The organism is Komagataeibacter xylinus (assembly GCF_009834365.1).
In the GTDB taxonomy this organism is placed as follows: Bacteria; Pseudomonadota; Alphaproteobacteria; order Acetobacterales; family Acetobacteraceae; genus Komagataeibacter; species Komagataeibacter xylinus_D.
This window is the reverse complement of record NZ_CP041348.1, coordinates 2,352,778-2,378,920: the sequence shown is the minus strand read 5'-3', so window position 1 is coordinate 2,378,920 and position 26,143 is coordinate 2,352,778. Positions and strand designations below refer to the sequence as shown.

The window sequence follows — 26,143 nt, the reverse complement described above, 5'->3', positions numbered from 1 at the left end:
CGCATGACGGATATCACCGCCTGCCCGCAGCCCGGCGTGCACCGTGTCCTGTGCCTTGGCGTGGGGCGCATGGCGCAGGGCATTGCCCTGCACTATGCCTGTCGTGGCACGCCGGTCGTGCTGCTGGACTGCCGCGAGCGCACGCCCGCAGCCTTTGCCAGCCGCCAAGCCACGGCATGGCAGGAACTGCAGGAAGGATGGGACCTGATCGCGCGCATCGGCCTGCGGGCCGAAAGCCCTGCACTGGCGGATCTGGTGACGATCCGCCCGTTATCCGACCCGGCCCTGACCTTTACCGCACAGGATCTTGTCTATGAATGCGTGCCGGAAGAGATAGCCATCAAGCACGAAACCCTCCGGGCCATTTCCCGGCGGTGTGATGGGGCGTCCATTATTGCGTCAACGACCTCCACCATCATGGTCGATGACCTGTCGGCCGCCGTGGTGAACCCTGAACGCTTCATCAACGCCCACTGGCTCAATCCGGCTTACATCATCCCTCTTGTCGAACTTTCGCCCGGCACCCGGACCGATCCTGCCGTAACCGCCACCCTGGCCAGCCACCTGCGCAACGTTGGCAAACAGACTGTGACCTGCCGCCCCAGCCCCGGCTTTATCGTGCCCCGCCTGCAGGCCTTGGTCATGAACGAAGCCGCGCGCATGGTGGAGGAAGGCGTGGCCAGTGCCGCAGATATTGATCGCGCGGTGCATTATGGCTTCGGCTTTCGTTTTGCCGAAATCGGATTACTTGAATTTATTGACTGGGGCGGCTGCGATATTCTGTTTCATGCATCCGCCTATCTGGAGCATGCCCTGCACGACCCCAAATTCGCAGCACCTCCCATCATAAAAGAGAACATGGCCCACCACCGTCGTGGCCTGCGTGATGGAACGGGGTTTTATAACCACACCGGTCGCGATACGCAGGCCTGGCGCGAGGCTGTGCTGCGCAGGCTGGCAGCCCGCCTGAAAGACATGCCATGACCACACCCACCGCGCGGCTGGCCCTGCTGAGCGCCTTACTGGGCAATGTGCTGGAATGGTATGATTTTGCCCTTTACGCCACGGCTTCATCGCTCGTGTTCAACCAGATCTTCTTTCCATCACAGCGCAACCCCCTTCTTGGGCAGATTGAGGTTTTTGTTGTCTTCTTTCTGGGTTTTCTGGCCCGGCCAGTGGGTGGCATCCTGTTTGGCCACATAGGAGACCGGTTCGGGCGCTTTACCGCCATGATGTGGACATTCGCCATCATGGGGGTTGCCACCGCAGCAATCGGGTTCCTGCCCGGTTACAGCCGTATCGGGCTTCTTGCTCCCCTGCTGCTCATGACTTTGCGCGTGGTGCAGGGCGTGGCCGTGGGCGGCGAATGGGCCGGTGGCGTGCTGATGCTCGGCGCGCATGCACGCCCTGGCAATCTGGGCCGCACAACGGCCCTGAGCCAGTCTGGCGTGGCCATTGGCATGGTCATGGGCAATGCCACGCTGCTGCTCGCGCAGTATCTCGATCCGGATGCCCTGACCGGCTATGGCTGGCGCGTTCCCTTTGTGCTCACAATTCCCTTCATCGTGCTCGGCCTGGGCCTGCGGCACAGGTTGCGCGACAATGCCCCACCGCGACAGGATGCCGCGACACGGCTGCCCATCCTTGAGGTGCTGCGGCATGCGCCCCGCGCCGTCTTGTGCGGTATTGGCCTGCGCCTGGCGGAAAATGGCGGAATCTATATTCTAACCACATTCTCGCTGGTTTATGGCCGGTCAATTCATGTACCCGTGGGTTGGCTGCTGCTTGGCGTATCGCTGGGGCTGATTGCGGATGCAATCGCCATGCCCCTGTTCGGGTATCTGTCAGACCGGATCGGGCAGCGGCAGGTCTATCTTGTGGGCATCATGGCTTTCATACCGGTGTCATGGCTGTTTTTTGAACTGATCGCATCGCGTGCGGAAGCAAAAGTCCTTCTCGCCTTCGTGCTGGCCTTTCCGCTGGCACATGCTCCGATGATTGCAGTCCAGCCAGCCCTGCTGTCCGGCCTGTTTCCTGCCCCGATCCGCTATACGGGTGTTGCGCTGGCGCATGAACTTGGCGCCATCGTGGCGGGCGGCCTGTCGCCCATGCTCGCCACAGCGCTTTATGCGCATTACCACTCGGTGTGGAGTGTTTTTATTTACATGACCTTTCTGTCCCTCCTCACGCTTGTGACCATGATCTTCATGAAACCGGCACCACAAGCGTAAGGAGAAGCATCCCGGGAGCTATTGCAGGGGAGAAAAGACAGCAGGCAGCAGGATTTCATTGCGCATGTCGTATGTCAGGGCGGCTGCGTTGCTTTTTGGGGGCCATATGCCATCGCGCACCACCTGCGCACGGATGCGCCCGCGTTCTTCAAGCGAGGCATACGGCCATATATGAATGAACCGCCCTTCCCCATCGAGTTCATGCATGGCCAGAAGAAGGGGCGAGACCCTGAGCCGTGCCGGCAGGGCCTGTTCAAACCCCTTGACCATGGCGGCCATGCTCCCCGGCCGGATGCGGTAGCTGCGCAGTTCATACACCCGACCATACGCCCCCGGTGTGACCACGGGCAGGAACGGAAAGCCAAGGCCCGTTGTGCAGGAGACCGCATGCAGGTCATCCGCATTCACGCCCAGAGGGGTCGTGGCCGCAATCCGGGACTGCCGCGCTGCCAGCCATGTAGCGGCATCGGCAAAGGCACGCAGGATGACAATACGGTTCAGCTGGCCAATCTCGCTGGTCCAGCAGCCCAGAAAACCGTGTGCGCCGCTGTGGTGCGCGCGTTCGAGCTGGTCCAGAACCGACAGGCGCCGCGCAGGCAGGACCGAAAGCGTTACCAGTTCATACAGCATGCTGCTTATCCTTATTTTTCAGGACTGGATCATGTACCGCGCGGATTGATCATGGAGGGCATTGACGGTGGAAATACCAAGCAATGTCAGCGATGAGCGGATACCATCGGCAAAGTAATCCAGCACATCCACCACGCCCTGCTCACCATTGGCGGCAAGGCCGTACACATACGGGCGGCCAATCATGACACCATGCGCGCCAAGTGCGAGCGCCTTGACCACATCCGTGCCATAACGCACTCCCCCATCCAGCAGGATGGTCATGCGCGCACGCACGGCCGCCGCGATGGCGGGCAATGCCTCGATGGTGGACAGGGCGCCATCCATCTGGCGGCCCCCATGGTTGGACACCACAATGCCATCCACCCCGGCCTGTGCGCATTGCACGGCATCATCAGGGTGCAGGATGCCTTTTACAACCAGCTTGCCCTGCCAGTTGTCGCGCAGCCAGGCAAGATCGGTCCAGCTCAGGTCGGGGTCCATTTCCCGGCCGATATTGGCGGCCTGCTCGAACAGGGTCCGCCCCATGTTGTAGCGGATAATATTGCCTATCTGTGGCTGGCCATGGCGCATGATCCGGGCAAACCAGCGTGGTTTGCCCGCCATCTGCACCAGTTGCCGCAGGGACAGCCCCCCTGCCCCCCTGAAGCCGTTGCGGGCATCGCGCTCGCGCATGGGGGTTACGGTGGTGTCAACCGTCAGCACCAGCGTGCCGATGCCGCAGGCACGGGCGCGGACAAGCAGGTCACGCATGATGTCACGGTTCTTCAATACATAAAGCTGGAGCATGATCCGGGCCGGATCGGTCGCCCGTGCCACATCCTCCATCGGCGCGATGGAAAAGGTGGAAAGCCCCATGGGCACCCCGCATGCGCTCGCGACACGCGCCGTCAACACCTCGCCCCCGGCATGAACCAGGCCGCAAAAACCCACCGGCCCGGGCATGACCGGCATGGCCCATTTCATGCCCATGATCTGAACCGACAGGTCGGGCCGGGATGCACTTTGCAGCACCCGGGGCAAAAAAGCGTATCTATCAAATCCGGCCCGGTTGCGGCGCAGGGTGGTCTCGGAATAGGCCCCCCCTTCTACATAATCAAAAAACCACGCGGGCAGGTTGCGCCTGGCATGAATTCGGACGTCATCAATACTTATCAACATCATTCATGAACCTCATGTCAGCCAGGGTAATGCCAGCCTCTAGCCCGGATTGAATTTGCCGAACTTGCCCCGGAAATAGACCAGAGGATCTCCGTCTTCCACTTCCAGCGTCTCGACATGGGCAATAAAGACCCTGTGCGTGCCGCCTGTCAGTGTTTCACTGACGCGGCACCGCATGTGTACCAATGCTTCATGCAGGAAGAAATGTCCCGCCTCATCCCGCCTGCCGACCTCATCGCTGAATTTGTCGCCCGCGGGTGCTGCAAAATGGAATGCCAGCGCCTCCTGTTCCGCCGAGAGGATATGCAAAACGAAATATCCGGTTTCCGTAATCGCCTTGCATGTCGCGCTCCGGGTGTTGAGGCAGACCAGTAACTGGGGCGGATCGAGTGACACGGAGGATACGGCACTGATGGTCGCGCCATGATTAATATCCGCATCACTGGAGGTTACGACCGCAACACCGGAAGCAAAATGCCCCATGGCAAAACGGAAACGCTCGCGGTCCGGGGGCGCCATGGCCTCTACCCCCCCTGTGGGGATGGATATGGTTTCCTTCATGGCTGCGTGTCTCCTTCCCACAACGGACCCCGTTCACGGCGCATCTTGCGTGTGGCGGCGTTGAAGAACCGCAAGGCCGCACCCGAATTGGCGATAAGCCCTGCGGCATCACGCGAGCATGACAGCCTGACCTCATCGGACAGGATGGTGTCGGGCCCCGGAATCATGCCGGTCTGGCACTGGATTTCGGCCGCGCGCTGCACGATCCAGAGCAGGAAGAACGTGCGCGGAATATCGAGTTCACCAACCGCGATGCCATGGTTGCGCAGCACAAGCACATGCCTGTCCCCCAGGCTTTGCAGCATGCTGGGGCGTTCGGAATCGTACAGGGTAATGCCTTCAAAATCATGGTAGGCCACACGGCCAAACAACTGCGCCCCGTAAAAATTATCGTAACTGAAACCGCCCTGCTTCATCGCCACCGCACAGATGGGTGTCGTGTGCGTGTGAATGACGCAATGAATATCATCGCGTGCCGTATGGATGGAACCATGCAGGGCAAAACCGGCGGGATTGGGTTTTTCTGGCGGGTCGCCGATCAGCTTGCCACCTGAATCGACTTCGATCAGGTTATCCGGCGTGACTTCATCATAATTGAGGCCAAAGGCATTGACGAGATAACGCCGCTGCGCACCAGGCAGGCGAACGGAAATATGGTTGAAGATCCCCTCGGTCCAGCCAAAGTAGTCAACCAGATGATAGCATTCAGCCAACTGGATGCGCAGTTTACGGATTTCTTCAATATCATTCACGGACATAACGGTAATTTCCTGAATAATGTTAGCCGGGACCATCTGCCTGCATGGTAGAGGCCCGGAAACGTGTCAGATTGACTATCGCGTGGATAACGGGAGCGGGAAGATTGGCATGGCTGGCAAGCAGCAGTGGCGCGATGCCTATCGCATCAAGTTCCAGCATGCGCCCGGCCAGAAAGTCCTGCAGCATGGAGGTACGATGCGCTGGCCCCTTGCGGATCAGGGCCATGATATCGACAGCACTCATGTCGGCCGTAACACCATAGGCCCGGCCTATGGCCAGCGTTTCGTGTACAATCGCCTCGATGACGCTGGCGCTGTGGGCATCGTGTCCGAGTTGCGCCAGCGTTGCCGGGCACAGGACGGAAACCGGGTTGGTGGCGAGGTTTGCCGCAAGCTTGGTCCATAATGCGGCGCGGATATCGGGGCATGCCTGCACGCCAATGCCTGCCGCCTGCAAGATTGTGGTGACCTGCTTCAGGTCCCCCGCCGGGTCGGGCGTAATATCGCCCAGCATCAGCAACGGCTTTTTGTGCGATACGATTTTGCCGGTTGCCGCCTGCGCGGCAAAGGCATAGGCCACGCAGCCCATGATGTTGCGCCGTGCAAACGTGGCTCCCAGCGTGCCGGCGGGGTCAAGCAGGTGAGCAAGCGCTTTTGCCGCGTCAGGCATGCCGGGGGTGGCAAACCACCAGGGTATGCCATTGACGACGGGAATGATGACCGTATCCGGCCCCACGGCCCCCGCCACCGCGCGCGCCAGCCCGGGCAGATGATAGGATTTTCCGCACAGGATGATGATATCCTGTATCTCATCGGGTGCCGTTACATCCGCATGGGCTGGATGGACAACGTGGGGTGTACCTTCCATATCAAGGCACAGGCCCTGATTACGGATGGTGTCCAGCGTTGCGCCGCGCGCCACCACCGACAGCCGGCGGTAGCGCTGGCCGAGCAGGCCGGCAAGCAGCCCGCCAATGGCCCCGATACCGGCAACACAGATCCTGGGTTCGTTGATGTCCATTCCCTACACGTCCACCACAAGCAACGGGGAACGTGAACGCGAACAGCAGAGCACGATCTGGTCGTTTTCCGCGCGTTCTTCCTCGGTCAGGTATTCATCACGGTGTTCGGGCACGCCTTCAAGGACATCGGCAAGGCAGGTGCCGCACACGCCATTCTCGCATGAGGTCTTGATCTTCACCCCCGCACGCGCCAGGGCCGCGACAATGGTTTCATCCGCGCCCACCGTGGTGCGCACGCCTGCACGGGCTGCCATGATCTCGAACGTATCACCGCCGGTTACGGGGTCCCCCGAGAATTTTTCCTGATGGAAGCATGACGGCGCCAGCCCGGCTTCCGCCACCGCCCTTTCCACCGCCTGCATCAGCGCCACCGGCCCGCAGGTATAGACCTGGCAGGGCTGCGCAGCACGTGCCCTGGCCTGCCGGATGGTCGCCTGCGGGTCAAAGCGCGGGGTCGTGCCCTCCGGGTCGCGCACGTGGTACCGCACGGCCCCGGCGAAGGGCGTGGCATCAAGCAGGGCGCGGAAAGCGGCATCGTTACCGGCGCGGACGACATAATGCAGTTCGAATGTCTCTCCCCGGTCATGCAGTTCATACGCCATGGCGACCATGGGGGTAATGCCGATGCCGCCACCGATCAGCACGGCATGCTGCGCACCCGGTTCAAGCGGGAAGAGATTGCGCGGCACGCCGATCTGCAGGAGTTCCCCTTCCCTGACCGCCTCATGCAGGGCAATGGAACCGCCGCGTGACGCCGGATCAAGCAGGACGCCAAGCCTGTAGCTGGCAGTATCGGCCGGGTCGCCACAGAGCGAATACTGCCGCATCATGCCATTGGGCAGATGCACATCGATATGCGCGCCCGCCTGGAAGGGGGGAAGGGCCTGGCCGTTCGCCGCCTCAAGCGAGAACAGCACGATACCGCCGTGCCACACCGGGTTGCGCACCCGTACGGAAAGGGTCGTCATCGCATGTACAATCCGCTGTTGATATCAACCGTGGCCCCGGTCATGGCGGCGGCGTCCTCACGCGCGAGCATGATCACCATGGCAGCAATATAGCCCGGATCACCCAGTCGCCCACCGGGCAGGGCGGAACGGATGGCCTGCGCCTTTTCCGCCCCGACCGTATTTTCAACCGAAGGCAGTTCCAGCGGCCCGGGAGAAATGGCGTTGACCATCACCCCATGGGGGGCTAGATCGCGCGCGAATACCTTGGTCAGGGTCAACACCCCCCCCTTGGAGGCCGCGTAATGCGCCCCCGTGGCCGTGCCGCCATTCTGGCCCGCCAGCGAGGCGATATTGACAATACGCCCCGCGCCCTGCGCGCGCATGATGCGACCGATGATCTGCGATGTGATGAACGTGCCCCGCAGGTTGACCCGCATCACCGCATCGAATGAATCAAGCGCAATATCCAGCACCGGGCAGGCCTGCATGATGGAGGCGTTATTGACCAGAAGCCAGGGCGCCCCCCATGCCGCGACGATGGTATCCACCGCCGCCTGCACGGCTTTCTCGCAGCCGACATCCATCCCCAGCCCCCAGGCCGTGTTGCCCGATGGGTCCAGCTTCTGCGCCGTGCGGGCCGCGGCCTCGGCATCAATATCGGCAATAACCACTTTCATGCCGGCGGCATGAAGGGCGATGGCGATATCCGCCCCCAGTCCGGCAGCACCACCCGTTACAATACCGATCCGCATCAAGATCGCCTTCCCTTACAGTATGTAGCTGATCGCACTGAGTGCGTCGGTGGAGTTGATCAGTGTCACGACCTTGCGGGCAATGCGCAGCGTGCCATCCGCCCCACGCGCGACATCAAAGATGACATTGGCTGCGTACATCCGCTCGCGCTCATGCCGGTGCTCGACAAGAAACTGGGCGCAGCGCAGCGTGGCGGTGGTGGCTGTCGCCTCGATCAGGCGGAAGCGGCCCTGCATGCGCACCGTGCGCGCGGGCGGGGCAGCCGAGATGGAATGCCCGCTGCACAGCCGCTCGACCCGCTTTTCGCGCATTTCCGCGTTGTCATAAGCATAGTTCAGAACTTCGCGGTAATCGGTCGCATCCGGATCGATAGGAATGATGTACAGCCCTTCGGGCGTATAAAGATTCAGCCACTGTGTAAACTGTGCCGCGTCCAGCAGGTCCGCCTCGAGCGTGGCGAGGGCCACGGCATCGGCCAGTGTAATCAGGTCGCTCATGCCGCATCTCCCTGCGTCATCATGTGCAGCCACATGCGGTAGGCGGCGCGCATGCCGGTTTCTGCGCTGACATCACTGTACAGGTTACCGTCCTCACGCTTCTTTTCATGGCCGATACCGCGATTGAGCAGGATCCTGACATCCTCGCCGCCGCGCGCGCCCTTCTGCACCCGCTCCCAGGCTTCTGCATCATCGGGCGAACCAAAACCCATGGGGCCCTGAAAGTGCTCGTGCAGGCGTAGCCTGGCCTCGTTGGCGCATACCGGGCCACCATCCATGCCAATGGCGATATGGCGGATTTCAGTTTCTTCCACCGCGACAGGCCGCAACACACGGAAAAAAGCCATGGAACAGGCAAGATTGGGAAAGAGGTTGAGATTGAAGCCGCTGCCACCCACCGCGCGCACGATCTTGCGGACCTGCTCGGGCGGATAATCGCGGGAGAGTTCTTCCGCCAGTTCCGTGAAGCGCTCGGGAATGGGTTCATCCAGATTGGCGTCCAGGTCCACCAGTTCGGGAATCATGACCATCACGCTGTGGCCGTTGCCCAGATCCTCCACATACCCTTCCCCGCCCAGAAAGTTGAGCATGTCCTCGGTCTGTTCATCGACGGATTCAAGAAAGGAACGATGCACGATGGGGAAGTGATAGGCATCTGTCGTATTTTCGAGCTGGATCTTCCAGTTGCCCGGGAAGGAAAATTTGTGCTCGCCCATGGTCTTGACCGGCCAGCCGCCGCCCTGCTTCATGAACAGGTCGATCCATTTGCGCGCGCCGCCAAGAAAATCCGCCAGGGGTTCGATGGTCTCATCGAATGTTGCGAAGATAAGGCCGTTATATTCCTCTACCCGCAGGGCCACGAGCGGCAGCCCGGCCTTGTCAAGCAGGCCATCATACCCGTCCTGGTGCGGCACGCCGCGCAGCGCGCCATCAAGGCTGTAGCTCCAACCATGATACGGGCAGACGAACGAATTTGTCTTGCCCTTGGCCTGCTCGCACACGGTCGCGGCACGATGGCGGCAGCGGTTGAGCATGACATGAACGGCCCCCTTGCGATCGCGTGAGACGATAACAGGATGCTTGCCGACATAGGTGGTGATGAAATTGCCAGGTTCGGGCAACTGGCTCCGATGGGCGACCCAGACCCATGTATGCATGAAAATACGGTCCATTTCCATCTCGAACAGATCAGGATCATTATAGACCGAGGAATGTGCCGTATCGGCATCAAGCAGGGCTGCCGGGTCGGGTAGATGGGGAGATGACAGACTCATGGAATGGCCTCTTTATATCTGCAGAATGGGCGGAAGCGGCTTTTATTCCGGAATGACCAGTTCCCGGCCGACCCGCGCCTCGACCCGCATGTAGCGCCACAGGCGATGCGCCCCCACGGGGGTCACGCGGAACAGGTTGCACGCGGCGGTGACGGTCGCGATATCGGGCACATCGGCCAGGATGTAGCATGTCCACGGAAACGCGGCGGAAGTGCCAACCATGATCTGGTCATCATCCATGGTGCCCAGCACCTTGACGCCTTCAAGGCCCGCAATGCCCTTGAGCATCTCGCCGGTTGCTTCCCACACCATGCCGATCTGGTCGCCAGGCAGGTCAAAGAAGGTCTGCGTGACCCCGACGCAGAACAGGACGCGCAGTGGTTTTGTGTTTTCAGTTGACATGTTTCAACTCCCTATCATGTTTTTTAAAAGTAACGGTTCAGGGGTAGCCCGGCCGGCCACCGCGCCCGAGCAGGATACGCCCCGCAGCCTCGTAATTGCCGCGCGCAAGGAACGCATGCTGCGCAACAACCAGCGAGTCCAGCATGCAGCGCGCAAGGATGTTGTCACGCTCCGTTGCGACAATACCGCCCATGGCGTAGCATTCATGCGCAACCCGCGCACTGACCTGCGCAATACTGGTGGCGGCAAGGCGCAGGCGGTTTGATGTCTCTTCCGATACTGCGCGCCCGGCCAGCACGTCCTGCCAGGCGCTGCGCGTCTCGTCATAAAAGAAATGCCGCACGGCGGTCAGTTCCGCCTCGCACCGGGCCACGGCGGACTGCACATAGCTCCGGTCCGCCAGAACGGGGGCACCGGTGATGGACGTGCTGCCCATGGCAAAACGCGTCAGTTCATCGAGCGCACGCCGCGCGCAGCCCAGCCCCACGACCGCAAGCACCTGCGCCGCAAGCGAGAGCGAGGGATAATCATACACCGGCAGGTGCACCGAAGGCGCGCCCCCACGGATGAAGGTCCACTCTTTCGGCACATACACATCGCGCACCACCACATCGTGGCTGCCGGTGCCCGCAAGGCCGATCGTGTCCCATGTCTCTTCAATCGTGACCTTGTCCGCGGGCATGACCGCCATGCGCGGCAGCTTGCCGACCTCACCCGCCACGGACACGCCAACCCCGATCAGCGAGGCGCCGGTGCAGCCACTGGCATAGCGCCAGCGCCCGTTGACAATAATGCCATCCCCGCTGACCGTGGCAGGCTGGGGCGGAAAAATGGCGCCGGCAAACACGACATCCGGGCCATTGCCGTACAGTTCCTTCAACGTATCGAGCGGGAGCGCCGCGAGATAGGTGGCGGACACGCCAAAGCTTGCAACCCAGCCAGCGGAGCCATCGGCCGTGGCAATGGCCTCGACCATTTCAAGAAACTCGGCCGGAGATGCCTCCATCCCCCCAAAACAGGCAGGCACCAGCGCCCGGTAGACCCCGACCTTGCGAAACAGCTCGACAACATCAGCCGAAATACGGCGTTGAGCGCGGAATTCCAGTGCTTTATGCCGAACGGTTTCCAGCAGATGGGAAAACTGCCGGTTTGCCCAGATCTCGGGCATGATGTTTTGCTGACAATTCATTACCAATGATCTCACCCGATTTTTCGCCTTTGGCCGCGATCTCCCATCCAGATGGATGGAGGGAACCGCTGGGAAAGCTTAGGAATACTGGAAGTGAGCCTAGACGGGATTTATGGATATTTCAAGTGATTTTGCTTGCAAAACATCTCCCTGAAACCAAAGCGGTCCTGACAGCTATTTCATAAGATCGGACCGGGATGGAAACGATTCAGCCCACCCCTGTGGCAGCGGGGCGATAAAAACATTCTCGGTGCGGTAGCGGGCAATTTTCCATACGCCATCCACCATGCGGAACCTGTTGTTCAGCCGGCTGGAGCGCAGAACGGAGGTGCCATCGCTGAATATCCATGGCTGGAAATGAACCCACTGCCCATCCGCCTCATCCCCATGCACATGAATCTGTTCCGATGTCATGTAATGGCAGTTCAGCACCAGGGAAGGATTGCGCCGCGCCCAGAATTTGCGGAAATGCGCCCGGATCCCGTCATGCCCCTGCACCTGGCCGAACTGGTTGTCATAATACTCGCCCACCCCTTCCCATACGGCATCAGGCGCATACAGATCGACAATGGCTTCCACGCGCGCGTCGTCATCGGGCAGCGTGGGATCGGGCAGCGGAGTGTCACACAGAAAGGCGTAGCGGGAAATGAGGCGGCGGATATCGGATTCCGCGCGCAGTGCCGCGACATCAGCCATGAGTGCCTGCAGTCGGGTGTCGGATAGTGTCTGTGACATTGGGATCATCCTTCGGTCGTGACGGGGGTGCTGCGCAGACCTATGTGCTGGGGAAAGCGCTGTTCCAGAAATTCCGCGAGAGCACAGAGCAGGCCGTCCTCCCCTTTGCGCCCGACGAGCTGAAGCGATACGGGAAATTCATGCAAGGTCCTGACCGGCACGGCATAAGCGGGATGACCGCTCAGATTGAAAGGCCGGACCATTTCGGTAATGCGCAGCACCTGCGGGCCGCCAGGCGGTGTGCCCAGTCGCGGAGGTGGCTCGGGCAATGTGGGCAGCATGATGACATCGACCTCCCGCAGGAGCGCGTCCGTTTGCGCAGTAAAGCGCGCCCTTGCCTCTTCCGCACGGTCAAGGGTTTCCTGACTGATCTGCCCGGCTTTCTCCAGCCGCACCGCGACATCGGGGGCAATGCGACCGGTTGCGAGCAGATGCCCGGAGGCAGTGAATGTCTCGGCGGCAATAATGTCCATGCCAGCGGTATAGGCCTCGGCAAATCCGGGCAGGACATGATGGGTCACGATGCCGCCGCTCAGCTCGGCCATGTATCGCACCATTTCGTGCATGACCGGCGCAGACGGCACATCGAGCACGCCCACGCGCAATCCTTGCGGTAAAGCAACATTACGGAACCGTGGCGCAATCATTTCCATGGCTCGCGTGATCCACCGCGCGGTGGGCGCGAACGGCCCCACGCAGTCCAGCGTGGTGCGGGGCGGCAGAATGCCCTGGCGCGACACCAGGCCAAAGCTGGGCTTGAGGCCAAACACACCGCAACAGGCGGCAGGAATGCGGATGGAGCCACCCGTATCCGTGCCAAGGGCGAAATCGGCCTCCGCGCATGCAACGGCAGCCGCCGAGCCGCTGGACGAACCACCGGGCACGTAATCAGGATAGAGCGGATTGAGCGGCGTTCCCTGTGCCTTGTTGATGCCGGTTACGCCATAAGCCAGCTCATGCAGTTTTGTCTTGCCGACAATGACGCACCCGGCAGCCAGAAGCCGGTCCACCACTTCAGCATTATGGGCCTCGGGCGGGGCATCGGCCAGCGCCTGCGAGCCCGCCCGGGTGGGGTAGCCCTTTATGGCAATCGTATCTTTTATGGCGACTCGCGGGCCGTCTCCCTCCCCTTCAAGGCGCAGGCAGAATGGAGATGACATATCGGACATGGGCTGCCCTTTCATGTTTGAAGCGTTGCGTCACTCTATATATTTATCATGTGATATATCAACAAAAATGCATAGCGTTTCTTTTATGCAACATATTGCAATTTCCAGTATAGGAGCGGCGCCCGGCGCGATCGGGAATAGCATGGAGCCAGCACTTCATAATATATTGGGATAAATGACTATTTTGTTTTTTACTTCAAAAACACGATAAATTTCATATGAAATGCCATTACGGAAAGCGCAGGAGAAGCACTCCGCGCCCGCCAATATACTGGACATTTCCATCTAATATCGTTAACCGTAACGAAATGCGGCGCTCAACGAAAAGTGGGTCGTCACTCATATCTATCAGTTCAGGATGAGGAGGGCGCTCCTCATAAAGTAACGACACGTTCCGGCATAGAAATTTCAAACTGGGTTTAATTCCAGTGTATCGGAGTGCGAATATGTCATTAAGTATTGGCAGTAAATGGAGGCTCCTCAGCGCTTCCTCGGTTGTGGCCCTGGCATTCAGCTTCAATACTGCGCACGGTGAAGGCCCGCACACGGTTCACGGGACAAAACCTGCATCCGCAGGTTCGGGGTCCACGGTCAGGAATGCGGGCGCAACTGCAAAACGCAATGCGGCCCTGGCGGCCACCGCACCGGCAGGCGTACGTGCCTCCGGTATTGAAGAAGTATCCGTTTCTGCTCAGAAACGAACACAGTCCATACAGAAAGTCCCCCTGAGTGTGACCGCCGTAAGCGGCAAAACGCTGGTTGAACGGCATATTTTTGATTCACAGCAGCTTTCCGAACTGTTCCCCTCGCTCCAGCTGTCAGGTCAGGTCCATAACGTATCGGGGGTGGCCTGGTCGATCCGTGGGGTTGGCACGGCCGTGTTCTCCGATGGTGTGGAGCCCAGCGTTTCAACCGTTATCGATGGCATAAGCTATGGCCGCCCGGAAATGGCGGCCGTCCAGTTCTTTGACCTTAATGATATCGAGGTGCTCGAAGGCCCGCAGGGCATGCTTTACGGCAAGAATGCTTCAGCCGGCGTGGTCAATATCCAGACCAATGATGCCCGTATCGGCAAGTTCCAGTCTGTCTCCCACGTGGAATACGGCAATGTCGACCGCCCGGGCGGATCGAATTCCGTCGTGGCGCAGACCATGGTCAACCTGCCGGTTACCGACAATTCAGCCCTGCGCATCGCGGCCTTTGCCACCTACCAGCCGCCTTTCATCAAGAACCTTAATAATGACAGGGGCAATTACGGGCAGACCGAATTCGGCGCCCGCGCCAAATACCATATCGACATCAACGACCGCCTTACCCTGCGCATCCAGGGTGACATCACGCATGAAGCCGGTGCCGGACCCAGCCTGTTTGGCGTAACCAGCGCTGCCCCCGGTGGCTTCCTGGCCAGCCAGATGCAGAAGCTTGAACCCGGCTTTGGCAACGGCAAGGCCTACAACCCCTACACCTATACCAATAATACACCCAGCTACGGCTTCAATGCCGCGGGCGCGCAGGGGGATGTGGTCTATAACCTAGGCCACGGTTACCGGATCGACAATCTGTTCGGGTACCGCTTTTTTGAGCAGACCCAGAGCGATAACCTGAACATGCTGCCCTTTGATGTGTTTGATGTTGACGGATCGAACAAGCGCGACTGGCAGGTCTCCAATGAAATCAAGCTGATGTCGCCTACCGGCAAACGGCTGGAATGGGTGGTGGGCGCCTATGTGTTTGATGGCAACTACCATACGGATTACCAGCAGGCGGGTGACGGTGTTGGCCTCGGCTACCCCACCCCGCCCGCAGGCGAGGAATTCGTCGGCACCAATGTCTCCGATTACATCCACTCACGCAGCTATGCCGGCTTCGCGCAGTTGACCTATCGCCTGGTTGCCGGGCTGAGCTTTACCGGCGGCATCCGCTACAGCCACGATGATGAATCATCCTTCGGTCACAGCGGCCTTGAAAACAGCGTCGTGCCCATGAAAACCGAAGGTGACTACCACTACAACGTTTCGGCCAACAATATTTCCTACAAGCTTGGGCTGCAGTATCAGTTCAACAAGAACATCATGGCGTATTTCAGCTATACCCGCGGCTACAAGGGCCCTGGCCTTGCGGTCAACCCCGGCGTGCTGGACCCGGTCGTGAAAAAGGAAATCCCGACGGCATGGGAGCTTGGCATCAAATCCATGCTGCTCAACCGTCACCTCGTCATCAATGCATCCCTGTGGGATGAAGACTTTCATGGTTTTCAGGCGCAGGCGTTCAGCGAACTCAGCGCACCAGCCAACCTTCTCAACGCGGGCAACCTCATTTCCCGTGGTGCGGAAGCCTCCGTTACGGCCATTCCCATTCAGGGGTTACGCCTGACAGGCAACATGACCTATGTCGATGCCTATTACGGCAGCTTCAAGGGCAATCCGTGCTATCCGGGTGAAGCCAACGGCACCATTGGCTCCAATGTGTGCCTGCCTTCCGGCACCAGTGATGCCACGGGCAATGCCCTGGCCAATTCCTCGCGCTGGACCTACACCGTGGCGGCCGACTACACGCATACCCTTACGCGCAAGCTTGATGGCTTTGTGGGCGTGAACTGGTATCACCGCTCCGGCTACAATTTCAGCGCCAATGGCGATCCGCACACCTTCCAGCCGGGCTATGGGCTGTTTGGCTTCAACCTTGGTATCTCGAGCAAGAACCATCGGTGGAAAGTGGGCGTGTATGGCAGGAACATGCTCAATACCCACTATGCATCATGGATTGTGGAAGACCCGATTGACGGCATGATGAAAGATGGCCGCGCCGCCGGCAAGGGCGGTGACTACCTGGCCATGTATTCGGCCGATGCATCGCGCACGGTCGGGTTCTCGGCTGACCTGCAGTTCTGATTCTCCGGGGCGGGAACGCCACCATGCGTTCCCGCCTGCATGCCTTTGGCACAGGGGCGGCCCCGTCCCCTCACAATATGAGGGTTCACGCCACGCAGGAAAAAGTCTAAAGCCCTTAGTCTTGATTTGAAAAGACAGGGCAGGCGATCGTGACAAAAGTGCGTCGGGGGAAAACTTGGAAAAGGGCCAATCCACGCGACCCCTCTTTTTCGTCTGAAACGTCGCCTTTTTTCTACCTTACCCGTCTGGTCGGGCTGTACCATCTGCGCATGGACGCCTACCTCAAGCCCATCAAGATGGATGTGCCGCGCTGGCGGGTGCTCAATATCCTGTTCGAACATGAATTCGCGACCATCAGCCAGATCGCGGATCTGGCCGTAACGCGCGTTTCAACCATGACGAAGCTGATTTACCGCATGGAGGGCGAAAGCCTGCTGACCACGGCCATTTCCGCCTCTGACGGGCGGGTGGTCGAGGTCAGGCTCGCCCCCAAGGGGCTGCAGGCGCTTGAGCAGGTCCGCTCAAAGGCGGCAATGGTTTTTGAACGGGCTTTTGGCGATATACCGGATAGTGAAATAAAGTATTTACAGGAAATCTGTAAAAAAGTTTATGGCAACCTCGAATTCTGATTTCTGATACGATCATTCAGAAAATAAATTAATATCAAGACCTTATTACCATGCCCGCATGCGGCATGATTGGGTTATTCTGGCGCCAGTAAAAATATCGCCTGCCCAATATACCTGAAATCATAAAGATTTTTTGACAAAGCGCTCCCGGCCGATGCGGCATCTGGAATATTTGTCGTTCTGCCATACCATTACGTTAAAATAACATGATGAAACGCAGGTGCGCGGCAGGATTGCGCTGCCCGTGCATATCATTGCATAAAGTTTACAAGTAACTTGAATTATCCATTATTTCGAATTAGCATTGACATAATCCGTTCACCTGAGCGGCGATGGATGCACAAGGGTCGTCATGATCGTTCCCGGCAGACAGCATGCTTTCACCACGGCAGAACGGGTGCCTGCGCGCAACCGCCCTGCCCTGCTCCCTGAGCGTATGATCCATCATGCCCTGACCATCATACACGGCATGCCCGTGGCCGTAACGGCGCCCCAGGGGTGCCCTCATTGTTCACAATGGAAAACCAGATATGCCACTGACACAGGTTCTACCGGACGTTCAGGAATTTCTGGCGCGCCCGCATGGTCTTTATATTGCAGGCCAGTGGGTTGCCCCGAACGCTGAAGGCCGCCTGCCCGTCTTCAATCCCGCAACCGGCGCGGTCATTGCCACAACTGCCGATGCCAGCCCGCACGATGTCGACAATGCGGTAAAGGCCGCAAAAACCAGTTTTGACGGTGGTGTGTGGCGGCTGATGCCGCCCGCGCAGCGCGAACGCATTCTGCTGCGCCTGGCCGATCTGGTCGAGCGCGATGCGGAAATACTGGCGCAGCTTGAAACACTGGAGCAGGGCAAGTCCATTACCCTGTCCCGTATCATCGAGTCGGGCGGGGCGCAGGCCTGGATCCGTTATGTTGCGGGGCTGAGCACCAAGATCGTGGGCCAGAGCCTCGACGTCTCGATTCCGCTGCCGCCCGGCGCCCGTTACACCACCTATACCTGCAAGGAACCGGTCGGGGTGGTGGCTGGGATCATACCGTGGAATTTTCCGCTTGCCATCGGCGTGTGGAAGGTCCTGCCTGCTCTGGCCGCCGGGTGCTCCGTTATTGCCAAACCATCCGAGATCACGCCCCTGACCATGCTGAAACTGGCGGAGCTCGCCACGGAAGCCGGCGTGCCGGATGGCGTGTTCAATGTCGTGACCGGCCGCGGCAACGGTGCGGGCGAGGCGCTTGTGCGCCACCCTGATGTGGCAAAAGTCAGTTTTACCGGCTCCACCCCGGTCGGAAAATCCATTGCACGGCAATGCGCCACGCGCCTTGCCCGTGTCTCGCTTGAACTGGGGGGCAAAAACCCGGCAATCGTTCTGGCCGATGCCGATGTCGGGCAGGTCGTATCCGGCCTGACCCTGGCCGGTTTCCTCAATCAGGGTCAGGTCTGTGCTGCGTGCTCGCGCGTCTATGTGGAGGCCCCGCTATTCGATCGCGTGGCACAGGGCCTGCAGGATGTGGTCACGACCATGAGCCTCGGCCCCGGCATGGATGCGGGCGCGCAGATCAATCCCCTCGTCTCGGCAGCACAGCAGAAGAAAGTACAATCCTACCTCGATACCGCCACCACCATGGGGGCCGACATGGTTATGGGGCGTGACGTGCCCGATGGCGGCGGCTTTTATGTACGCCCGGCCCTGGTGCTGAACCCTGATGATGCGGTGCCACTGGCGCGGGAGGAAGTCTTTGGCCCGGTCATGACCCTGACCCGCGTGGCCAGCGCGGAGGAGGCGCTGACCCGTGCCAATGACACGCCCTTCGGCCTCGCAGCCAGCCTGTGGACCACCAGCCTGCAGGCGGCGATGGCGTTCCCGCCCCGCATGCAGGCTGGTACCATATGGGTGAACAGCCACGTGATGATCGACCCCAACATGCCCTTTGGCGGCATGAAGGAATCCGGCATGGGTCGTGACTTTGGCACCGCATGGCTCGATGGCTTTACCGAGACCAAATCCATCTGCATCCGTTACTGAGGGGCGAGAGCATGCGTGGCGTATTTTCCCTCCGGGCACTGGGGCCAGCCGCCCTTGTGCTTGCCAGCCTGAACGGGCCTGCCATGGCTGATGATGTGCCTGCCGCCGACTGGCCGCAGCACGGACGCACTGCCGCCGAACAGCGCTACAGCCCGCTCGATCAGGTCAATACCGCAACCGTGGACCATCTCGGCCTGGCATGGCATCAGGACCTGCCTTCCCTGCGGGGTGAGGAGGCGACGCCACTGGTTATTGACGGGGTGATGTATGTCACCACCAACTGGAGCCGGGTCGAAGCCCTGAATGCGGCGACCGGGCAGGTATTGTGGCAATATGATCCGCAGGTGCCCGGCAATGTTGCAAGCCGGGGCTGTTGCGATACGGTCAACCGGGGTGCGGCTTACTGGCAGGGCCGGATCTATGTCGGCACATTTGATGGCCGCCTCATGGCCCTTGATGCCAGAACCGGACATCTGGACTGGAGCGTTGACACCATTCCGCATGACGCGGCGCTGGGCGATATCCGGTCCTACACCGTTGATGGCGCGCCACGCATCGCCAAAGGCGTGGTAATGATTGGCAACGGCGGATCGGAATTCGGGGCGCGTGGTTTCGTTTCCGGTTTCGATGCGCAGACGGGCAAGCTGAAATGGCGCTTCTTTACCGTGCCCGCCCCCGGCAACAGGCCCGACCATGCGGCCTCGGACAAGGTTCTCTCCACCGTGGCCTACCCGACCTGGAGCCCGGATGGGGGGTGGGTCCATTCGGGTGGCGGCGGCACGGTGTGGGATTCCATCGTGTATGACCCCGTAACCGGGCTGGTCTATCTGGGTGTGGGCAACGGTTCGCCATGGAATTACAAATTCCGCTCCAATGGCGTGGGCGACAACCTGTTTGTTGCCAGCATTGTGGCCATTCGCCCCGAAACGGGCGAATATGTCTGGCATTTTCAGGAAACACCAAAAGACCAGTGGGATTTTACCGCCAGCCAGCCAATGATGATCCTTGATCTGCCGATCAGGGGCGAGATGCGGCATGTATTGGTGCAGGCGCCCAAGAACGGTTTTTTTTATATGCTTGATGCCCGCACCGGGGCTTTTATTTCCGCCATTCCCTACACATTCCAGAACTGGGCGAAAGGGATCGACCCCGTTACCGGCCGGCCCGACATCGTGCCCGATGCCATGTGGTCGCTTACGGGCAGGACATGGATGGGAATTCCCGGCTCACTGGGCGCTCATAACTGGGCGCCGATGTCCTACAGCCCCCGCACGGGCTATGTCTATATTCCGGCTCAGCAACTGCCTGAACCGTTCAAGGCGAACGAGAACCTCAGGCTGCACAGGATGGGCGTCAATCTCGGCATAGACATGACCGGCCTGCCCGCTGACCCCCACGTGGTGGAAGAAGTATCCAAAACCGTTGAGGGCTGGCTGCTGGCATGGGATCCGGTTGCCGGAAAAGCCGCCTTCCGTGTGCCGCACCCGGCGCCATGGAATGGGGGCACCCTGGCAACGGGGGGCGATCTGGTTTTTCAGGGCACGGCAAATGGCAGCTTCGAGGCTTATGACGCGCGCGATGGCAGGCGCCTGTTCCAGTTCGATGCCCATACCGGCATTGTGGCCCCACCCATAAGCTATGCCGTGAACGGGCGGCAGTATGTTGCTGTCATGGCAGGCTGGGGCGGTGTGTTTCCCCTTATGGGCGGTGCGCTGGCCCGCATGCATAACGAGAGCGTAAATCATGCCCGCCTGCTTGTGTTTGCACTCGATGGCCATGACCACCTGCCTGCCGAAACGCGCCAGACGCAACACCCCATCCGGTCCGGGCAGGCGTTTGATGCCACGCGCGCCAGGCAGGGATATGCCACTTTTCAGGATTACTGCATGGCCTGCCATGGTGATAATGCCGTAAGCGGCGGCGTACTGCCGGACCTGCGCTGGTCGGGCACGCTGGAGAACGCAGAGGGATTCAACAATGTGGTCGGACGTGGCGCGCTGACCAATTATGGCATGGTCGGCTTTGACAAGGTTCTGACCCCAACGGAAATCGAGGATATACGCATGTTCCTGATCAGTCGGTCCAACTGAACCGATGGCCCGGATCACCCCCTGCTGCCTGTGCTGTGGTGGCGAAGCATGCCTGATAAAGGGCACGCGCGGCGGAACGAGGCAGGCAATGACTTACCAGAGCCTCGGGTTATGGAGCCACGAAGGCGGGTAACGCCAGCCACGCCCCAGGGTAACTGACGTGGTCTGGTCTGGCCGGGTCCGGATCTCCTTTACGGCAACATTCTTTGTGCCGAACGAATGGCGCGACATCGGCAGCTTCCCCCTTTGGCCCGGTCATCACATTGTAACGGAACATATGATCGACCAGAGGATCAGACGCCGGATTTTGCGGCAGCAGTTGCACATCATGCCCGGCGCAGGTCACTTTGTGCTCTTTGCCGACAGCCTCGTAAAGCGCCACGCCATAACCGGGTAACTTCTGCTCATTAAAGCAGGTGAAGGATGCTGGGCCAGTGATGTTGGCTACCCCCTCTTTTGCAGACCGTGACATATCCCGCGCACTGGCAGTGCGCCCGCACGGATCCAGGGTCTGGGCCACGGCCATCCAGCAACAGTCATGAATTGATAAATATATACTTATTAATTAATGTATAAATCACCATATATAAATGATCTCAGGTTGCGACCCGGCATGCGAATCAAAATAAAATACTTTTATTTTGATTTGTAATACAATTATACCACAATCCGTCATTCATTCCAGATAATACTGTTGCCACATCATAAAAATAAGCAGATAAGGCACGCATATAATTATTGAAAAAAAGATGTATTCCCGTTCATGACTGAACCGAACATAGACCATGATGGCAACACTATATTGCGGCGCTATGGATTGCGGCATATGTCCCTTACCCATCCATATTGACTGATACGCGATCTGCCGCACAATTGGCAGAACAGTGGTGAATGAACACAATGGCCTGTCAGTCAGGAGCACGAAAGGCATGATGGAGGCGCGCACATGAATGCTTTTGTTCCGTGCAGAATTCTTTTCTTCTGCGCCTGCGCTCTTGCGGCCCATTCCCTCGGGCTGCGCGATGCACGGGCACAGGAGGCTGATCCACAAGGACCTTCTGCCGCCCAACGGGCCGAGATTGAACAGGCTGCACATGAAGCCATGCAGCATGATATTCAGAGTGCCGCCGATTACAGGCTCCCCAAGGATTTCTTTGCCCGCATGCTGCCCCTGATCCGGGCCATCCGGCAGGCGAACCTCACACCGCCCATGCAGACAAAAAACATACCACTCGCCGTCACGATCCGCCGCACCGAGGCCATGCCCGAGCTTCAGGCCATCCTGCAGGAGCACGACATATCGGCGCGGGATTTTGTCATGAGCCTCACGACTTTTGAAATGACAGCGACCATGAGCGATGCCCCTCCGGCCGATCCGAAGAAGGCCCCGAAACTGAACCGGGATAACGTGCGGCTGATCCAGTCCCACCGGGCACTGACGCAGGCGCTTTTGCATGATATGGATGAGGATAGCGAAAAGTTGCAGTAATCCCTGCCATACAGCTTACAGGCGATTTGAAAAAACAGACCCGATAATGCCGTGAAATCATAACAGCTTCACCAAAAACTTTTATGCGTTTTAACGGAATTCCGCCCGATATTTCGCCACTGCCGCCTGTGCGCAGGCTTCATCCTTCTCGCCGCCCGGCGCGCCAGATACGCCAATGCCACCGAGGGCCGCGTTATCCGCCACCCGCCGCAACGTTACCCCACCGGGCACGAACAGCACTTCGGGTATGGTATTGAGCGCGCCATTGGCCGGTCCCGTTACCTTGGCGGCAATCAGTTCGCTGGTGGTGTTCATGTTGAAGGCCAGCCCATAGGAAAAGGCGGTATAGGCCTTGCGATAGGAGACGGACAGCGATTGCAGCGGCACGCTATCCCCCTTGATGACCGCCTGCTGGTGCCCGCTCGTATCAACCACCGTGGCCGTAACGGAATAGCCCTGCGCGGCACAGGCCCTGACCGCCTCCTCCGCAAGTTGTGCGGCAAGCTGCCAGTCTAGCTTGGGGGTCAGGACAACGTGGCTTTGCGCATGGGCGGCAGACGCCACCATAATAAAGGCCGCCACAAGCCCCACGCGCCCCGCGTATCGGCACCATTGCATCATTGCGCATTCTCCCCTCACGCACGGACAGCATGATGCGGAACCGGGCCGGTTGCCCGCAACGACAAAAGTGGCCGTACACGCAATGGTGCCTGCCCATGGCGCAACAGGGCAGGCACTACGCGCCCTACAGGCCAAGCGTGCGCTTGAGCCCCGCGCAATACGCCTCCATGAACCGGCGCGAGAGTTCGGCCTCGGGCACGAACATGTCAAACACATGATAGGCACCGGGCACGACCATCACCTCGGTCGGCACGCCCGCTGCCATGAGCCGGCGGCTGTATTCCAGATCCTCGCACAAAAACAGATCCATCGACCCCACGCCAATAAAGGTGGGTGGCAGACCGGTCAGATCCTTTGCCCGGGCGGCGGCGGCATAGGCCGGGGTGTCATCACCACCCGCCGCAGCGCCAAGATAGGCTTCCCATGCGTATTTATTGGCCGAGCGGGTCCAGACAAACTCTCCAAAATCAGGAGCGGGATCAACCTTTGTGGCCGTGCGGTCATCGAGCATGGGGTAAATGAGCAGCTGATAGGCCAGCCTGTATTCCTTGCGGTCACGCGCCATGAGCGACAGGGCAGCACTCAGGCCCCCGCCCGCACTCTCGCCAGCCACCACCACCTTGTCGCGGTTGATACCAAGCTGTGCCGCGTTGTCATGCACCCATTTGAGGGCGGCGTAGCAATCCTCGATCGCAGCGGGATATTTCACCTCAGGTGCCAGGCGGTAATCGACAGATACGATCACGAAGCCCATCCTGCTGGCCAGGACCTGGCATTTGGGGTCATCGACCTCCGGGTGGCCCGATACCAGGCCGCCACCGTGGATATAGACCATGGCCGGGGCATCGGGCCGCCGGGTGCGGGGGCGATAGACCAGCACGCGCACATCCGGCGCGCCTGCGGGACCGGGAATGTATTCTTCCTGCACTTCCACATCCGGCAGGGGCTTGCCTTCGATCAGGCGCACCGATGTCATGAAGATTTCGCGCACTTCGGGCAGGGAACGGCCGGACAGGCCATCGAAGGACGGCATCTTCTCCAGAATGGGCAGGAATTCGGGATTGACGACATTTTTGGGCATGGTGAAGGTCCTCTTTGATCACAGGCCCTCCCCTTGGGAGTGACCTCGACGCAGGAACCGTCACGCACGGCGGCGTGAGCAACCATGATCAGGATCAAACAATGTTGGCTACATATGAATATAAAATATAAAAATATAGGATTCTTTTATCTGTTATATTTTAAAAATAACTTATTTCCAATAAAATTATATCATATAGAGATAACGAATATAATTAATATACATACGATCATGAAACAATATTCAAAAACACCCTCATTCACGCCTGTCAGGACAGTCCTGAACTGATTTTCTGCTCCATGAATGGACCCTCCGCATAAAAAGGCTCACCGGATAAAAACGCCTTCAACCCGCTACACAGACACGCATCATGGGTGCAGGAACCAGTCATTAGATGGTTCAGGCATAATTACTGTTCATTTACTGATGATGTCGTCATTCTGTTCAATACTCACAATTTCATGGAACCCAAGGGCAATCGCCATCAGACCCAGCACGCCATCGAATATGTCAGTCCGGCTCCGAACCACCGCCTTCGCACCGCGTTTTATGCCGATACCCAGATTCCGTGCTGCTGTACGGATGCCACCAGCTACAATACCAAAAAGAACATAACAAGAACTACTTTGCATATATTTATTATTTTATGCACCTTAAAAAAAATAAATCCCAAATGAATTTTTTATGCATATAATATATTCCTGTTTATAAATGGGAAAGGATAGCCATTGTCAGACATTGCGGCCCTTGTTCTTGATGCCAGCCTCTTTGTTCTTCTCCCATGGGGGCTATGGCGGCTGCTGGGGCGGACAATACCGATTGTTGTCCTGCCCATCCTGCTCGGCATCATTCTGGCCGTCATGCATGCGCCCGTGCAGCGCTTTGGCATTCCTTCCGCCTATGGTGACAACCTTGGCTGGCTGGCTGTTCTGGTGCTGGCCTTTACCGCCGGGCTTGAAATGTGGCAGTCGCCCGATGCCCATGTCTCGGCCCACACCATTCCTGCCCCGCCGCTAGGCCGCCTGCTGGGCGGAGCGGGCGTGGCACTTGGCGGGCCGTTCGTGATTGGCTCGCTTCTGGTCTTCTGCTTTTTCCTGCCGCTGCACGGCTGGCGGCCGCCACATGTGGGGCCGGTGGTGGGCGCCATGGCCATCGGGCTGTGCATCGCGGTCAGTGCCCTGCCGGTGCTGATCGGCATCGTGCGCGAGCTTGATCCCACCCAGCGTTCCATCGGGCAGCTTGCGCTCAAGCTGGCGGTGGTGGATGACGCGGCACTCTGGGTGGGGCTGGTGCTGCTGCAATTCGCCGCCCGCGGCCCCGCCGCCCTGCATGGCTGGACCGGGCTGGAGGCGGTGGCGGTCGCCCTGCTCGCACTCCTGGCCTTTGCAGGCAACTGGGCCACGCGCAACATGCCCAATCCGCCTGCCATCATCATCTGGCTGGCGGTGCCCGTCTATCTGGCCGCAGGCTCGTGGGCCAGCATGCAGTTGGGGCTGCATGAGCTGATCGGGGCCTATTTCGCAGGCGCGCTCATGCCGCCGCGCTGGGTGGCGCGGCTGCCGGTGGAACAGGTGGGCACGTTCTCACTCATCTGGCTCGCGCCCATGTTCTTTGGCCATAGCGGGCTGCACATCAATGGCGATGCGCTGACCTGGCCCTCGGTCATGGCATCACTCATGCTGGTGGTGATTTCCGTGCTCGCCAAGATGGCCTCGGTCTATGTCTTTCCGCCCGCGCCCAATTTGTCACGGCGGCAGGCGCTGAGCGTGGGCGCGCTGCTGCAATGCAAGGGACTGATGGAAATCGTGGCCGCCACCATCCTGCATGCTCAGGGCATGCTGTCGGACTTCGCCTTCGCCTCGCTCATGGTGCTCGCGGTCATTTCCACCGCGCTGACCGGCCCGCTCTTTCGCCTGTTCGCACCGCGCACGGGGGCGGGCGGGCAACTGCGCTAATGTTGCGCATGGGTGAAAGCAACAGGCTTCC

General features: G+C 59.4%; 26 protein-coding genes. 8 read left to right on the top strand and 18 right to left on the bottom strand.

Annotation, left to right across the window (positions count from 1 at the left end):
• Positions 1 to 3 precede the first annotated feature (3 nt).
• Both FMA36_RS11345 and FMA36_RS11340 read left to right on the top strand, forming a co-directional pair.
• Positions 4 to 984, top strand: coding sequence for a 3-hydroxyacyl-CoA dehydrogenase NAD-binding domain-containing protein (locus FMA36_RS11345; protein ID WP_159262378.1), 981 nt, complete (start codon positions 4 to 6; stop codon positions 982 to 984).
• A complete protein-coding gene (locus FMA36_RS11340) occupies positions 981 to 2,231 on the top strand; it encodes an MFS transporter (RefSeq protein WP_159262377.1) in 1,251 nt (416 codons plus the stop codon). Before FMA36_RS11345 ends, FMA36_RS11340 begins: the two co-directional genes overlap by 4 nt.
• An 18-nt stretch (positions 2,232 to 2,249) precedes the next feature.
• Here the strand turns inward: FMA36_RS11340 and FMA36_RS11335 are convergent, their stop codons facing one another.
• The 13 genes from FMA36_RS11335 to FMA36_RS11275 form a co-directional block, all read right to left on the bottom strand.
• Complete coding sequence (locus FMA36_RS11335; protein ID WP_159262376.1) at positions 2,250 to 2,861, bottom strand: NIPSNAP family protein; 612 nt, start codon at positions 2,859 to 2,861, stop codon at positions 2,250 to 2,252.
• A gap of 18 nt (positions 2,862 to 2,879) precedes the next feature.
• A complete protein-coding gene (locus tag FMA36_RS11330; protein ID WP_159262375.1) occupies positions 2,880 to 4,025 on the bottom strand; it encodes an alpha-hydroxy acid oxidase in 1,146 nt (381 codons plus the stop codon).
• A gap of 36 nt (positions 4,026 to 4,061) precedes the next feature.
• Positions 4,062 to 4,583 carry a flavin reductase family protein gene (locus FMA36_RS11325; RefSeq protein WP_240906339.1) on the bottom strand — a complete coding sequence of 174 codons (522 nt, stop codon included), beginning with the start codon at positions 4,581 to 4,583 and terminating at the stop codon, positions 4,062 to 4,064.
• The gene (locus tag FMA36_RS11320; protein WP_167518026.1) at positions 4,580 to 5,341 is read right to left on the bottom strand and encodes a class II aldolase/adducin family protein; all 762 of its coding nucleotides are present in this window, start codon (positions 5,339 to 5,341) and stop codon (positions 4,580 to 4,582) included. The genes FMA36_RS11325 and FMA36_RS11320 overlap by 4 nt, the downstream gene beginning before the upstream one ends.
• A 22-nt stretch (positions 5,342 to 5,363) precedes the next feature.
• On the bottom strand, positions 5,364 to 6,362 hold the full coding sequence (locus FMA36_RS11315) for a ketopantoate reductase family protein (RefSeq protein ID WP_159262374.1): 999 nt from the start codon (positions 6,360 to 6,362) through the stop codon (positions 5,364 to 5,366).
• A 3-nt stretch (positions 6,363 to 6,365) separates the two neighbouring features.
• Positions 6,366 to 7,331, bottom strand: a complete 966-nt coding sequence (locus FMA36_RS11310) for a PDR/VanB family oxidoreductase (protein ID WP_159262373.1) — start codon at positions 7,329 to 7,331, stop codon at positions 6,366 to 6,368.
• Positions 7,328 to 8,065 (bottom strand): SDR family NAD(P)-dependent oxidoreductase, encoded by a 738-nt coding sequence (locus FMA36_RS11305; RefSeq protein ID WP_159263882.1) that lies wholly within the window; start codon positions 8,063 to 8,065, stop codon positions 7,328 to 7,330. The genes FMA36_RS11310 and FMA36_RS11305 overlap by 4 nt, the downstream gene beginning before the upstream one ends.
• A 15-nt stretch (positions 8,066 to 8,080) precedes the next feature.
• A complete protein-coding gene (locus tag FMA36_RS11300; protein WP_159262372.1) occupies positions 8,081 to 8,563 on the bottom strand; it encodes an aromatic-ring-hydroxylating dioxygenase subunit beta in 483 nt (160 codons plus the stop codon).
• On the bottom strand, positions 8,560 to 9,837 hold the full coding sequence (locus FMA36_RS11295; protein ID WP_159262371.1) for an aromatic ring-hydroxylating oxygenase subunit alpha: 1,278 nt from the start codon (positions 9,835 to 9,837) through the stop codon (positions 8,560 to 8,562). Before FMA36_RS11295 ends, FMA36_RS11300 begins: the two co-directional genes overlap by 4 nt.
• 42 nt (positions 9,838 to 9,879) lie before the next feature.
• Positions 9,880 to 10,239, bottom strand: coding sequence for a hypothetical protein (locus FMA36_RS11290; protein WP_159262370.1), 360 nt, complete (start codon positions 10,237 to 10,239; stop codon positions 9,880 to 9,882).
• 37 nt (positions 10,240 to 10,276) lie between these two features.
• Positions 10,277 to 11,407 (bottom strand): acyl-CoA dehydrogenase family protein, encoded by a 1,131-nt coding sequence (locus FMA36_RS11285; protein WP_159262369.1) that lies wholly within the window; start codon positions 11,405 to 11,407, stop codon positions 10,277 to 10,279.
• Positions 11,408 to 11,602: 195 nt separating this feature from the next.
• Entirely contained in the window at positions 11,603 to 12,163 is a 561-nt protein-coding gene (locus tag FMA36_RS11280) for a nuclear transport factor 2 family protein (protein WP_159262368.1), read from the bottom strand.
• A 5-nt stretch (positions 12,164 to 12,168) separates the two neighbouring features.
• On the bottom strand, positions 12,169 to 13,332 hold the full coding sequence (locus tag FMA36_RS11275; protein ID WP_206065085.1) for an amidase: 1,164 nt from the start codon (positions 13,330 to 13,332) through the stop codon (positions 12,169 to 12,171).
• 446 nt (positions 13,333 to 13,778) lie between these two features.
• Here FMA36_RS11275 and FMA36_RS11270 point away from each other — a divergent pair, with 446 nt between their 5' ends.
• From FMA36_RS11270 to FMA36_RS11255, 4 genes are all read left to right on the top strand, one after another.
• Positions 13,779 to 16,223, top strand: coding sequence for a TonB-dependent receptor (locus tag FMA36_RS11270; RefSeq protein WP_276612580.1), 2,445 nt, complete (start codon positions 13,779 to 13,781; stop codon positions 16,221 to 16,223).
• A gap of 149 nt (positions 16,224 to 16,372) precedes the next feature.
• The gene (locus FMA36_RS11265) at positions 16,373 to 16,852 is read left to right on the top strand and encodes a MarR family winged helix-turn-helix transcriptional regulator (RefSeq protein ID WP_240906338.1); all 480 of its coding nucleotides are present in this window, start codon (positions 16,373 to 16,375) and stop codon (positions 16,850 to 16,852) included.
• A 530-nt stretch (positions 16,853 to 17,382) separates the two neighbouring features.
• Complete coding sequence (locus tag FMA36_RS11260) at positions 17,383 to 18,876, top strand: aldehyde dehydrogenase family protein (protein ID WP_159262366.1); 1,494 nt, start codon at positions 17,383 to 17,385, stop codon at positions 18,874 to 18,876.
• Positions 18,877 to 18,887: 11 nt separating this feature from the next.
• Complete coding sequence (locus FMA36_RS11255) at positions 18,888 to 20,966, top strand: PQQ-dependent dehydrogenase, methanol/ethanol family (RefSeq protein WP_159262365.1); 2,079 nt, start codon at positions 18,888 to 18,890, stop codon at positions 20,964 to 20,966.
• Positions 20,967 to 21,075: 109 nt separating this feature from the next.
• Here the strand turns inward: FMA36_RS11255 and FMA36_RS11250 are convergent, their stop codons facing one another.
• Entirely contained in the window at positions 21,076 to 21,486 is a 411-nt protein-coding gene (locus FMA36_RS11250; protein ID WP_159262364.1) for a hypothetical protein, read from the bottom strand.
• 156 nt (positions 21,487 to 21,642) lie between these two features.
• Complete coding sequence (locus tag FMA36_RS11245; protein ID WP_159262363.1) at positions 21,643 to 22,077, bottom strand: hypothetical protein; 435 nt, start codon at positions 22,075 to 22,077, stop codon at positions 21,643 to 21,645.
• Between FMA36_RS11245 and FMA36_RS11240 the strand changes: the two genes are divergently transcribed.
• Entirely contained in the window at positions 22,069 to 22,455 is a 387-nt protein-coding gene (locus tag FMA36_RS11240) for a hypothetical protein (RefSeq protein WP_159262362.1), read from the top strand. The two genes, FMA36_RS11245 and FMA36_RS11240, sit on opposite strands and share 9 nt — an antisense overlap.
• A gap of 90 nt (positions 22,456 to 22,545) precedes the next feature.
• On the opposite strand, the gene FMA36_RS11235 is transcribed toward FMA36_RS11240, so the two are convergent.
• The 3 genes from FMA36_RS11235 to FMA36_RS11225 all read right to left on the bottom strand — a co-directional run bounded on the left by FMA36_RS11235 (position 22,546) and on the right by FMA36_RS11225 (position 24,789).
• Positions 22,546 to 23,022: a GlcG/HbpS family heme-binding protein gene (locus FMA36_RS11235; protein ID WP_240906571.1), complete on the bottom strand. Its 477-nt coding sequence runs from the start codon at positions 23,020 to 23,022 to the stop codon at positions 22,546 to 22,548.
• Between the two features lie 178 nt (positions 23,023 to 23,200).
• Positions 23,201 to 24,157: an alpha/beta hydrolase gene (locus FMA36_RS11230; RefSeq protein ID WP_159262360.1), complete on the bottom strand. Its 957-nt coding sequence runs from the start codon at positions 24,155 to 24,157 to the stop codon at positions 23,201 to 23,203.
• A gap of 416 nt (positions 24,158 to 24,573) precedes the next feature.
• On the bottom strand, positions 24,574 to 24,789 hold the full coding sequence (locus FMA36_RS11225) for a hypothetical protein (protein ID WP_159262359.1): 216 nt from the start codon (positions 24,787 to 24,789) through the stop codon (positions 24,574 to 24,576).
• A gap of 96 nt (positions 24,790 to 24,885) precedes the next feature.
• Between FMA36_RS11225 and FMA36_RS11220 the strand changes: the two genes are divergently transcribed.
• Positions 24,886 to 26,112, top strand: coding sequence for a cation:proton antiporter (locus tag FMA36_RS11220; RefSeq protein WP_159262358.1), 1,227 nt, complete (start codon positions 24,886 to 24,888; stop codon positions 26,110 to 26,112).
• Positions 26,113 to 26,143: the final 31 nt, after the last annotated feature.

Bases quoted from the DNA above. Each gene is read 5' to 3' on its own strand.
- FMA36_RS11345 (WP_159262378.1), top strand. From the start codon at position 4: ATGACGGATATCACCGCCTGCCCGCAGCCCGGCGTGCACCGTGTCCTG.
- FMA36_RS11340 (WP_159262377.1), top strand. From the start codon at position 981: ATGACCACACCCACCGCGCGGCTGGCCCTGCTGAGCGCCTTACTGGGC.
- FMA36_RS11335 (WP_159262376.1), bottom strand. From the start codon at position 2,861: ATGCTGTATGAACTGGTAACGCTTTCGGTCCTGCCTGCGCGGCGCCTG.
- FMA36_RS11330 (WP_159262375.1), bottom strand. From the start codon at position 4,025: ATGATGTTGATAAGTATTGATGACGTCCGAATTCATGCCAGGCGCAAC.
- FMA36_RS11325 (WP_240906339.1), bottom strand. From the start codon at position 4,583: ATGAAGGAAACCATATCCATCCCCACAGGGGGGGTAGAGGCCATGGCG.
- FMA36_RS11320 (WP_167518026.1), bottom strand. From the start codon at position 5,341: ATGTCCGTGAATGATATTGAAGAAATCCGTAAACTGCGCATCCAGTTG.
- FMA36_RS11315 (WP_159262374.1), bottom strand. From the start codon at position 6,362: ATGGACATCAACGAACCCAGGATCTGTGTTGCCGGTATCGGGGCCATT.
- FMA36_RS11310 (WP_159262373.1), bottom strand. From the start codon at position 7,331: ATGACGACCCTTTCCGTACGGGTGCGCAACCCGGTGTGGCACGGCGGT.
- FMA36_RS11305 (WP_159263882.1), bottom strand. From the start codon at position 8,065: ATGCGGATCGGTATTGTAACGGGTGGTGCTGCCGGACTGGGGGCGGAT.
- FMA36_RS11300 (WP_159262372.1), bottom strand. From the start codon at position 8,563: ATGAGCGACCTGATTACACTGGCCGATGCCGTGGCCCTCGCCACGCTC.
- FMA36_RS11295 (WP_159262371.1), bottom strand. From the start codon at position 9,837: ATGAGTCTGTCATCTCCCCATCTACCCGACCCGGCAGCCCTGCTTGAT.
- FMA36_RS11290 (WP_159262370.1), bottom strand. From the start codon at position 10,239: ATGTCAACTGAAAACACAAAACCACTGCGCGTCCTGTTCTGCGTCGGG.
- FMA36_RS11285 (WP_159262369.1), bottom strand. From the start codon at position 11,407: ATGCCCGAGATCTGGGCAAACCGGCAGTTTTCCCATCTGCTGGAAACC.
- FMA36_RS11280 (WP_159262368.1), bottom strand. From the start codon at position 12,163: ATGTCACAGACACTATCCGACACCCGACTGCAGGCACTCATGGCTGAT.
- FMA36_RS11275 (WP_206065085.1), bottom strand. From the start codon at position 13,332: ATGTCCGATATGTCATCTCCATTCTGCCTGCGCCTTGAAGGGGAGGGA.
- FMA36_RS11270 (WP_276612580.1), top strand. From the start codon at position 13,779: ATGTCATTAAGTATTGGCAGTAAATGGAGGCTCCTCAGCGCTTCCTCG.
- FMA36_RS11260 (WP_159262366.1), top strand. From the start codon at position 17,383: ATGCCACTGACACAGGTTCTACCGGACGTTCAGGAATTTCTGGCGCGC.
- FMA36_RS11255 (WP_159262365.1), top strand. From the start codon at position 18,888: ATGCGTGGCGTATTTTCCCTCCGGGCACTGGGGCCAGCCGCCCTTGTG.
- FMA36_RS11240 (WP_159262362.1), top strand. From the start codon at position 22,069: ATGCAGCATGATATTCAGAGTGCCGCCGATTACAGGCTCCCCAAGGAT.
- FMA36_RS11245 (WP_159262363.1), bottom strand. From the start codon at position 22,077: ATGCTGCATGGCTTCATGTGCAGCCTGTTCAATCTCGGCCCGTTGGGC.
- FMA36_RS11235 (WP_240906571.1), bottom strand. From the start codon at position 23,022: ATGGTGGCGTCTGCCGCCCATGCGCAAAGCCACGTTGTCCTGACCCCC.
- FMA36_RS11230 (WP_159262360.1), bottom strand. From the start codon at position 24,157: ATGCCCAAAAATGTCGTCAATCCCGAATTCCTGCCCATTCTGGAGAAG.
- FMA36_RS11225 (WP_159262359.1), bottom strand. From the start codon at position 24,789: ATGCAAAGTAGTTCTTGTTATGTTCTTTTTGGTATTGTAGCTGGTGGC.